The organism is Peribacillus saganii (assembly GCF_003429095.1).
GTDB classification, from domain to species: Bacteria; Bacillota; Bacilli; order Bacillales; family DSM-1321; genus Peribacillus; species Peribacillus saganii.
In genome coordinates, this window is the sequence record NZ_QVTE01000008.1 from 327,524 (window position 1) to 337,624 (window position 10,101).

General features: G+C 42.8%; 9 protein-coding genes. All 9 read left to right on the forward strand.

All coding sequences use genetic code 11. The features are described 5' to 3' along the window. Positions 1–119: 119 nt before the first annotated feature. The 9 genes from D0469_RS04345 to D0469_RS04390 all read left to right on the forward strand — a co-directional run bounded on the left by D0469_RS04345 (position 120) and on the right by D0469_RS04390 (position 9,831). Positions 120–1,589, forward strand: coding sequence for a UDP-N-acetylmuramoyl-L-alanyl-D-glutamate--2,6-diaminopimelate ligase (locus D0469_RS04345; RefSeq protein ID WP_117325399.1), 1,470 nt, complete (start codon positions 120–122; stop codon positions 1,587–1,589). A 114-nt stretch (positions 1,590–1,703) separates the two neighbouring features. Further along, a complete protein-coding gene (gene mraY, locus D0469_RS04350; protein WP_117325400.1) occupies positions 1,704–2,681 on the forward strand; it encodes a phospho-N-acetylmuramoyl-pentapeptide-transferase in 978 nt (325 codons plus the stop codon). 1 nt (position 2,682) lies between these two features. After that, entirely contained in the window at positions 2,683–4,035 is a 1,353-nt protein-coding gene (gene murD / locus D0469_RS04355) for a UDP-N-acetylmuramoyl-L-alanine--D-glutamate ligase (protein ID WP_117325401.1), read from the forward strand. A gap of 43 nt (positions 4,036–4,078) precedes the next feature. Next, positions 4,079–5,179, forward strand: a complete 1,101-nt coding sequence (spoVE, locus tag D0469_RS04360; RefSeq protein ID WP_117325402.1) for a stage V sporulation protein E — start codon at positions 4,079–4,081, stop codon at positions 5,177–5,179. Positions 5,180–5,807: 628 nt separating this feature from the next. Next, on the forward strand, positions 5,808–5,987 hold the full coding sequence (locus D0469_RS04370) for a hypothetical protein (RefSeq protein WP_117325404.1): 180 nt from the start codon (positions 5,808–5,810) through the stop codon (positions 5,985–5,987). Between the two features lie 174 nt (positions 5,988–6,161). After that, a complete protein-coding gene (gene murG / locus D0469_RS04375) occupies positions 6,162–7,259 on the forward strand; it encodes an undecaprenyldiphospho-muramoylpentapeptide beta-N-acetylglucosaminyltransferase (RefSeq protein ID WP_117325405.1) in 1,098 nt (365 codons plus the stop codon). Between the two features lie 60 nt (positions 7,260–7,319). Beyond that, positions 7,320–8,237 (forward strand): UDP-N-acetylmuramate dehydrogenase, encoded by a 918-nt coding sequence (gene murB, locus D0469_RS04380; RefSeq protein WP_117325406.1) that lies wholly within the window; start codon positions 7,320–7,322, stop codon positions 8,235–8,237. Positions 8,238–8,345: 108 nt separating this feature from the next. Then, positions 8,346–9,149: a cell division protein FtsQ/DivIB gene (locus tag D0469_RS04385; protein ID WP_117325407.1), complete on the forward strand. Its 804-nt coding sequence runs from the start codon at positions 8,346–8,348 to the stop codon at positions 9,147–9,149. Further along, positions 9,124–9,831: a DUF881 domain-containing protein gene (locus D0469_RS04390; RefSeq protein ID WP_407675723.1), complete on the forward strand. Its 708-nt coding sequence runs from the start codon at positions 9,124–9,126 to the stop codon at positions 9,829–9,831. Before D0469_RS04385 ends, D0469_RS04390 begins: the two co-directional genes overlap by 26 nt. Positions 9,832–10,101: the final 270 nt, after the last annotated feature.

Here is a 10,101-nt window from a genome sequence, read left to right on the forward strand (position 1 = left end):
AATTAACAGCCGCTTTGTTTGCGAATGACAGCTTTTTTTAAAGAGGTTCATTCGACAAGAATAAAAAAATAAAATATAATATTATGCTTCAAGGCTAAGGTTGAGAGGAATGAAAACAAATGAAGCTGCACACATTGCTTTCCTATTTGCGAAGCTTTTCAAAATTTGAAGGGGAAAACCCGGAAATTACTTCGATTGAAAATGATAACCGGAAAGTAAAAGAAGGAAGTTTATTTATATGTATTAAGGGCTACACAGTTGATGGGCATGAGTTTGCGCAATCAGCTGCAGAAAAAGGAGCGGCAGCTGTGCTGTCGGAAAGGGAGCTTAACCTAGATATTCCAGTTATCGTTGTTCGGGATACCCAGCGGGCAATGAGCGTTCTTGCTGATGCATTTTATGAGCATCCAACACAAAAGCTCAAGTTGATTGGGATTACCGGTACAAACGGGAAGACAACTACAAGCCACCTTATTGAAAAAATTTGCCGGGATGCTGGCATGCGCACAGGCTTGATTGGGACAATGTATACAAAAGTTGGGGAAACAATCCATGAAACAAAAAATACAACGCCCGACAGCGTTACGCTGCAAAAAACATTCGCTGAGATGAATCGTGAACATGTGGATACAGCTGTCATGGAAGTATCTTCACATGCCCTTGAGCTTGGCAGGGTCCATGGCTGTGATTATGATATAGCGGTATTTACGAACCTGACTCAGGACCATTTGGACTTTCATGAAACAATGGATAAATACAAACATGCCAAATCCCTGTTTTTCTCCCAGCTGGGAAATTCGTACATTGAAAAACGTCCAAAGTTTGCTGTGCTAAATGCAGATGATGAGGCTACGAAAGACTTTATTAAATATACGGCAGCACATGTCGTTACATATGGAATTGATAATGAAGCAGATATCATGGCCAGAGACATTAAAATCACGGCCTCAGGGACAGAATTTCTTCTGGTGTCTCCCGTGGAAACTTTGCCTGTAAAGCTTCAGCTGGTTGGGAAATTCAGTGTATACAATGCGCTGGCTGCTATTGGCGCTGCGCTTTGTTCAGGGCTTGAGCTTAAGCAAATCATTACTTCCTTGCAGGAGGTACAAGGAGTTTCAGGCCGTTTTGAAGTGGTGAATGCAGGACAGAATTTTTCAGTGATCGTCGACTATTCTCACACTCCTGACAGTTTAGAAAATGCTTTAACAACAATTCGGGAGTTTGCAGAGCGAAATGTTTTTGTTGTTGTCGGCTGCGGTGGAGACCGAGATAAAACAAAACGCCCGTTAATGGCGCAAATAGCCTGTGAGTATGCAACACACCGAATTTTTACTTCAGATAACCCGAGAAGTGAAGATCCAATACAGATCTTACGGGATATGGAAGAGGGCGTGAGAGGAGAACAATATGAGGTAATTGTTGACAGGAAGGACGCCATTTATCATGCTGTTTCGATGGCAAATGAGGGCGATGTGATCCTGATTGCCGGGAAAGGCCACGAAACATATCAGATAATCGGCAGGGGAATTCTTGAATTTGACGATAGGGAGGTCGCGAAAGGAGCGATTGCCCAAATTAAAAATCAATAAATTATCAAATTGAAATTCTGAAAAAAATGACATCAACATATCATGAAATGGATGAAACACATGAAACGATATATATCGTACAATTTTAAAGAGCTAGGAATGAGGGAGTAGAACATGTTAGAGCAAGTGATTTTTTATACAATGGTATTAGGATTTTTGATTACAGTTCTTCTCTCCCCGATTATTATCCCGTTCTTAAGAAGGCTGAAATTTGGCCAGAGCATTCGTGAAGAAGGGCCTAAATCACATCAAAAGAAGTCGGGGACGCCGACCATGGGCGGCGTCATGATCATGATAGGCATTACAGCTGCTACTTTAATTATGACATTTAAATATTCCGAGCCATCAGTGAGAACATATTTGCTCCTTTTTGTCACTTTGGGATTTGGCATGCTTGGATTTATGGATGATTTTATTAAGGTAGTCATGAAGCGGAACCTGGGGTTGACTTCCCGGCAAAAGCTGCTTGGACAAATTATCATCTCGGTTATTTTCTATCTGATTTATGCTCGCAGCGATAAATTTTTGCCGGTGATTACAATACCTGGAACTGATGCATCCTTTAATGTAGGCTGGTTTTATATTTTTATTATTATTTTTTGGCTTGTCGGATTTTCTAATGCAGTGAATTTAACCGATGGGTTGGACGGGCTCGTATCAGGCACGGCTGCCATTGCTTTCGGCGCATATGCTGTACTGGCCTGGAACCAGTCACAATACGATGTTGCTGTATTTTCCGTAGCGGTTACAGGTGCATTGCTTGGATTTTTGGTGTTTAATGCCCATCCGGCAAAGGTATTTATGGGTGATACCGGATCCCTTGCACTTGGAGGAGCGCTGGCAACTGTCGCATTACTGACAAAGCTTGAGCTTCTTCTCGTAATTATTGGGGGAGTGTTTGTAATCGAAACACTTTCGGTTATTTTGCAGGTTGCATCTTTTAAGACGACGGGGAAGCGGATTTTTAGAATGAGCCCGCTGCACCATCATTATGAACTGGTTGGCTGGTCCGAATGGAGAGTTGTAGTTACATTTTGGTCCGTTGGATTGCTCCTGGCGATTCTTGGGATCTACTTAGAGGTGTGGATATAAAGTGAAAGATACAAATAAATATTTACGAAAAAAAGTATTGGTATTAGGATTGGCAAAAAGCGGAGTCATGTCTGCTTCGCTGCTGCATAAACTGGGAGCCTTTGTTACAGTAAACGACATGAAGCCGCTCTCGGAAAACCCTGAGGCCCAGGGACTTCTTGAGCAGGGCATTAAAGTGATATGCGGCAGTCATCCGATTGAGCTGCTGGACGAAGGCTTCGAACTAATTGTTAAGAATCCGGGGATTCCATACCGCAATCCTCTTGTTAGCGGTGCAATCGAACAGGGCATACCGGTGATTACCGAAGTTGAACTCGCTGCTCAGATAAGCAAGGCACCGTTTATAGGCATAACTGGAACAAACGGAAAGACAACAACAACCACGCTGATTTTTGAAATGCTCAAGGAAGGAGGAAAACTTCCGCTTATAGCGGGTAATATCGGTACCGTTGCTTCAGGAGTCGCTCAAGAAGCGGAGCCAAATAATACTATCGTTATTGAACTTTCATCATTCCAGCTTATGGGTATTGTGGATTTCAAGCCGGAAATTTCCGTTTTGACGAATCTGTATGATGCCCACCTTGATTACCACAGTTCTAAGCATGAATACGCAGAGGCAAAGGCAGCTATTACAAAAAACCAGACAGTAGAGGATTATTTTATTTATAACATGGACCAGGAAATAGTCTCAGAAATAGCTTCTAGATCAAAGGCTATAAGTGTTCCGTTCTCCTCAGCCTCGGTTTGTAAAAATGGAGCGTATGTAGAGGATGGATATGTAATTTTTCAAGGTGAACGGATAGTACGAGTATGTGAGATTGCACTTCCGGGTAAGCATAACCTTGAGAATGTTTTGGCGGCTACTGCAGCCTCCAAACTAAAGGGAGTTTCGAATGAAGCAATTCAACAAGTGCTAGCAACTTTCCACGGCGTGAAGCACCGCACACAATATATTGCAACAATTGAAGGCCGGAAGTTTTACAATGACTCCAAGGCTACAAATATATTAGCTGCTTCAAAAGCGCTTCAATCCTTTAAAGAGCCCGTTATTTTACTTGCCGGCGGGCTTGATAGAGGCAACGAGTTTGATGAGCTGAAGCCTTATTTGGCAAACGTAAAAGGATTAATCAGCTTTGGGCAGACTGCCGAAAAAATTGAGCGTGTAGCCAGGGAAGCGGGAATACAGGAGATAAAACGTGTCGATAATGTGGAGGAAGCTGTACCTGCAGCTTATGCATTATCGTCCGAAGGCGATGTAATTCTGCTGTCTCCTGCCTGTGCAAGCTGGGATCAATACAAAACTTTTGAGGTAAGAGGAGACATGTTTATAAATGCCGTGCATAAGCTAGGATAAGAGAGCTTGTTCATGTCATTCCTTTGTAAGAGGTGTGTATCCTGTGCCGATTAAAAAATCCAACCCTGATTTTATTTTGATTATCGTAACGCTAAGCCTTCTTGCTGTCGGTTTGATAATGGTTTATAGTGCCAGTGCGATTTGGGCGACGTATAAATTTGATGACTCCTTCTTCTTTGCTAAAAGACAGCTGCTTTTTGCGGGAGCCGGGGTAGTGGCGATGTTTTTTATCATGAATGTAGATTATTGGACTTGGAGGACCTGGGCAAAGACTTTAGTAATAGCCTGTTTTGTTTTGCTCGTGCTCGTTTTAATTCCTGGAGTCGGAATGGAACGGAACGGTTCTCGAAGCTGGATCGGAGTCGGTGCTTTCTCAATCCAGCCATCTGAATTTATGAAGCTTGCAATGATCGCATTTTTGGCAAAATATCTTTCTGACAGGCAAAAACTGATTACGTCCTTCAAAAAGGGACTCATGCCTTCGCTTTCCCTCGTATTCCTGGCGTTTGCAATGATTATGCTTCAGCCGGATTTGGGGACAGGCACGGTTATGGTTGGAACTTGTATCGCAATGATTTTCATCTCGGGCGCCCGGGTAAGCCATTTTGCTTTTCTTGGACTTTTGGGAGTTGCAGGATTCGTCGGATTGGTTCTTTCGGCCCCGTATCGAATGAAGCGGATTACTTCATTTCTTGACCCATGGCAGGATCCGCTTGGAAGCGGCTTTCAAATTATTCAATCTTTATACGCAATTGGTCCTGGAGGCTTATTTGGCCTCGGATTGGGACAAAGCCGACAGAAGTTCTTCTACCTTCCTGAACCGCAAACAGACTTCATTTTTGCAATTTTGCTGGAAGAACTTGGGTTTATCGGGGGCTCATTTGTAATACTCCTGTTTGGCTTGCTTCTCTGGAGAGGAATCAGGATCGCTCTTGGAGCACCTGACCTGTACGGCAGCTTCCTCGCTGTAGGGATCATTTCCATGGTCGCAATCCAGGTGATGATTAATATCGGGGTGGTAACGGGCCTAATGCCGGTTACCGGGATAACATTGCCATTTCTTAGCTATGGAGGATCATCATTAACGCTCATGCTGATGGCCATCGGAGTGCTTCTGAATATAAGCAGATATGCAAGGTATTAATGAAATTATCGATTATCAGCCGATTGCGCCTGGATGGATGCCTGTTCTATTACATGCCAATTTTAGGGAAGAAGAAATGTTTTTAATGGATGCAAAAGTATTAAAAAGCCTAATTCCTTGCCAAGGATGATTCCTGGCAAGGTTTTTTAATATTGATTTTTTCATGGGTGTTTAGCACGATTATGCCATGTTATGGTTGGCATTGACCTGTGTTTAGAATATAGTATAAGAGGGTAAAGCGACTAAGTGCGTTCTTTGTAAATGAATAATGCTGTTTTAACCATTAGATTTTTCTAGTTAGTGTAAGCAGCGATGCCATGAACAGGATAAGAATACTTCAGCAGTATGCTACCCGAAGCTTAGCTGGAATTAATTTGAAGGCATACTGCCGTTATCCGGTCTGGGGTTCTTGTAGCCGAATGCTGTATTATAGCCTTAGTAAGCCGATAAAGCCTTTCAGGGGGAGGAAACATATTCTCTTCCAAGGCTTTCTTGTGCTTGTCTGGCCAGTAACTGAGCTTATTAATTAAGAAAGCATAAATTTCTAACAGCAGATAGCAGCTCAAGCGCCCGGCCCCGATCCATACATTTTTGGAAGTGCCGGACTTGGGGTCATAAGCAATATGCTTTGAAGGCAAATAGGGCATTCTCTCAGCGTTGTTATATGCTTGTCGGACTTGCACAGGAACGCTACGGCAGCGATACATCCCACGAAACAAGGCGTCAGCTTTGTGAGGATGTGATGGCGTCGACATTTGGCACAGACGGAGTTGAAATGGCCTTGAATTTTAACCCTGGCAGAACTTAGTCGACGTTCGTTTGTCAGGATATGAGTCAGGACAGCATTGTCAAAGGAAAAGGAATGCTTCAGCAGGGGTTCATTGCACGAAACAAAGCGACAGCTTTGTGATGACTTGGCGCACTTAGCTGTCCTTCCTATGTCAGGGCGCTTGCGCTTTTAAATTGATTTGGGGTGACGTTGATGAGGATTGTTGTGAGTGGCGGAGGTACAGGAGGACATATTTATCCCGCTCTAGCATTAATTCGTGAGATTCAGGAAAGCGATAAAAAAAGCACTTTTTTATATATTGGCACTGAAAACGGACTTGAAAAGGATATTGTGACCAGAGAGGACATACCATTCCGTTCTATACATATTACAGGTTTCAAACGGAAGCTTTCATTCGATAATATAAAAACTGTTTACCGGTTTTTAAAGGGTGTCCAAGACAGCAAACGAATGCTGAGGGAGTTTAAGCCGGATGTTGTCATTGGTACTGGAGGATATGTCTGCGGTCCCGTGGTATATGCTGCGGCAAAACTCGGAATTCCATCCATGATTCATGAACAAAACAGTGTACCTGGTCTGACAAACAAATTTTTAAGCCGCTTTGTTAATAAAATTGCTGTCTGTTTTGACGAGGCAAAGGCTTATTTTCCAGAGGAAAAGACGATACTGACTGGTAATCCCCGGGCTTCGGAGGTCCTTCATCATAAAGGGAAGAAAGGATTAAAAACAATCGGGATGGATCCTTTAAAGCCTTCGGTACTCATTTTTGGCGGAAGCAGGGGAGCCAGGCCTATAAATGAAGCAGTCCTTAAGGTTATGACTGAATTGGGTGAGCGTCCATATCAAGTGTTGTATATAACCGGTGAAGTCCATTATGAACGGGTTAAAAAAGAGATTGATCTAATTGGCAAACCGGCGAATGTTCACATTAAACCATTTGTCCACAATATGCCTGAAATTCTGGCAGGTATGGATTTGACAGTTGCCAGAGCAGGCGCTACGACTTTAGCCGAGCTCACTGTATTAGGAATACCAAGTATCCTTATTCCTAGCCCGTATGTAACAAACAATCACCAGGAAAAGAACGCCCGCTCACTAAGCGACAACGGAGCTGCCGAAATTTTACTGGAAAATGAATTGACGGGGAAAAGGCTGATAACTGCTATCGATTCCATTATGTTGGATAAGGAAAGAACAGAATCAATGAAAGCTGCGGCTTCTAAGCTGGGGATACCTGATGCGGCATTCAGACTGTTTGAAGCTATGAGAGAAATTTCTAAAAAGAACTGATTGGGCCACAAAGCATATACTGGAAATATCACATCCATTGCCCATCCGGGGAGGTTTAAAATGAAAGAAGTTATTGATAAATTAAAATCTTTAGATGTTGGCCGGGTACTTGAAAATGAACCTCTGGCCAATCATACAACCATAAAAATCGGAGGCCCAGCTGATAGTTTTATTGAACCTGATTCAATGCAAAGCCTAGAGAAAATCATGAAGGTAATTAAAGAATTCGGGGTAAACTGGCGTGCTATCGGCAGAGGATCCAATCTGCTGGTATCAGATCTTGGAATCGAAGGAGTTGTCATAAAGCTCGGCAAAGGACTTGATAATTATATTGTTGAGGGTACGGAAGTAAGGTCAGGCGGAGGTGTCTCCTTAGTTAGCCTGTCGATGCAAATCAGCAGGCAGGGCCTTGCCGGACTCGAATTTGCGAGCGGAATTCCCGGGTCTGTTGGCGGCGCTGTTTATATGAACGCCGGTGCTCATGGTTCTGATATATCAAAAATCCTGAAATCAGCACGTGTACTTTTTGATGATGGGACAATATCATGGCTCTCCAATGAAGAAATGGAATTCTCCTATCGTACATCAATCCTCCAGAAAAAAAGGCCGGGAATCGTCCTTGAAGCTGTTTTTTCATTGCAGGAAGGAAATCGTGAAGAAATTGTGGAGCGGATGCAAAACAATAAAAACTACCGTAAAGAAACACAGCCATACAATCTTCCGTGCGCCGGAAGTATATTTAGAAACCCGCTGCCAAAGTATGCTGGACAGCTAATAGAGGATGCCGGTTTAAAAGGGCATTCTATTGGCGGTGCAAAAATCTCCGAGATGCATGGGAATTTCATTGTAAATGCAGGCGGAGCCAGGGCGGAAGATGTTCTTGCCCTTATCCAGCACGTTAAGGATACGATTTTTGATAAATATGCGGTGGAAATGGAAACGGAAGTGGAAATAATCGGAAGGCCATTAAATAATTGAAATACGTTCATCTAAACTTCCAATTACTGTGGTATAATAAAATCCCGTTAAAGCCCGTCCAGCGGGCTTTAACATTCTTATTTGTTTTGTTGGAAGAGGTGAGCAGGGATGGAAAACGGAAAAATAGTTTCCATTGAAGATCGAATCCCTAAGCTGAAAGAATTAAGAAAAAGGAAGGCAAACAGGCGTTTAATATTGCTTCTTTCTTTATTTTTTATTCTTATTGCCTGTGTAATATATTTTATCTCACCATTGAGTGAAATACGTTCAATCAAAGTGCAAGGAAACAGGTATATCTCTTCAGGAAAAATCATTCAATTAAGCGGCTTGTCAGAGGGAAGCAGCATCTGGAAGGTTGGCACAAAAGAAATTGCCGGCGAAATTAAACGGTATCCGGAAATCAAGAGTGCCAGCGTTGCCATCAAACTCCCAAGCACGGTGCTTATTACTGTGGCAGACCATGACCGGATTGCCTATCTGGCAAATGACGGCAGGTTCTTTCCAATACTTGAAAATGGAGAGATATTGGAACCTTTAAAAAAACAGGAAATACCTGTTCACGCCCCGGTTCTGATCGATTTTAAAAAAGGCAAGGCGCTCAACCAGCTGCTAAATGAGCTGGAAAAAATCCCTCAGGAAATTACTAACTCAATTTCTGAAATTCATCATACACCTAAAAAAACAGATACATACCATATTACCCTGTATATGAATGATGGCTATGAGGTAAGCGCAACTTCAAGGACACTGTCTGATAAGCTTGTCCACTATCCATCGATAATCAGTCAGCTGCAGCCGGGAGTTAAAGGGGTTATCGATCTTGAGGTGGCATCTTTTTTCAAAGCTTATGAAACAAAAGTCCGCGAAGCAAATAAAGGGAAGGAAAATGATTCTGATGAAAGTGAAAGGTAATCATGTCATCCTATCGCTCGTTGCCCTGGTGCTTGGGTTCATGATTGCATTTTCTTACAATTTGACGAATAGGGAACAGGCAAAGCCTGATCTTAAAGATAAAAGCTGGGACAGGGAGTTCCAGCTTCGCAATAAATTGCTTGAAGAAGAGGAGAAGACAAGAAGTCTCCAAGCGGAACTGCTTGAGAAGCAGGGAAAACTGACGTCGATTGAAAAAAAGCTTGCCAATGAGGCGAACGTTTATTTCAATCTTGCCGAGGACGCTGAAAAATATCGGATGTATCTCGGTAAAGTCAGGGTTAAGGGTGAGGGCGTAGAGGTTACACTTGAAGATGGGACTCCTTCTAATATTATTAACGACAACGTAAATCAATATATTGTACATGAACGCCATGTTTTCCAAGTGATTAACGAATTGTACATTTCCGGAGCAGCTGCAGTCGCAATTAATGGGCAAAGGATAAACCAAAATTCTTATATTGTCTGCAATGGTCCGGTGATTACGGTTGATGGGCAGCAGCATCCTGCTCCTTTCGTTTTTACTGCAATTGGTGATGCAGAAGTCCTTGAATCTTCTTTCAACCTTACCGGCGGAGTGAAGGACCAGCTTGTAAATGAGAATATCACTTTTACAATTGAGAAAAAGGATAAAGTAATCCTGGAGCCTGTTATGGGCAGCTAACAAATTTTTTATTTACCAGATAAGTATAGATTATTCACCTTATACTGGTTTCTAGTTTCAGTGCCCAGCCCCGACGCACAGGAAAAGGAACGGCAAAGTCAGCGATACATCGCACGAAACAAGGCGGAAGCTTTGTGAGGACGTGGCGATCTTAGCTGTTCTTCTTATGTCAGGGCGCTTGCGCTTTTCCTACTAAATTAAGAAAGTATAACTTTTTTAACAAGTACAGATGTCTAGCTCCAGCGCCCAGCCCCTCGAGGTCATAAGCCA

What these genes read in the sequence shown, in the direction of transcription:
- D0469_RS04345 (WP_117325399.1), top strand. Translation starts at nt 120, where the DNA reads ATGAAGCTGCACACATTGCTTTCCTATTTGCGAAGCTTTTCAAAATTT.
- mraY (WP_117325400.1), top strand. Translation starts at nt 1,704, where the DNA reads ATGTTAGAGCAAGTGATTTTTTATACAATGGTATTAGGATTTTTGATT.
- murG (WP_117325405.1), top strand. Translation starts at nt 6,162, where the DNA reads ATGAGGATTGTTGTGAGTGGCGGAGGTACAGGAGGACATATTTATCCC.
- murB (WP_117325406.1), top strand. Translation starts at nt 7,320, where the DNA reads ATGAAAGAAGTTATTGATAAATTAAAATCTTTAGATGTTGGCCGGGTA.
- D0469_RS04385 (WP_117325407.1), top strand. Translation starts at nt 8,346, where the DNA reads ATGGAAAACGGAAAAATAGTTTCCATTGAAGATCGAATCCCTAAGCTG.
- D0469_RS04390 (WP_407675723.1), top strand. Translation starts at nt 9,124, where the DNA reads ATGATTCTGATGAAAGTGAAAGGTAATCATGTCATCCTATCGCTCGTT.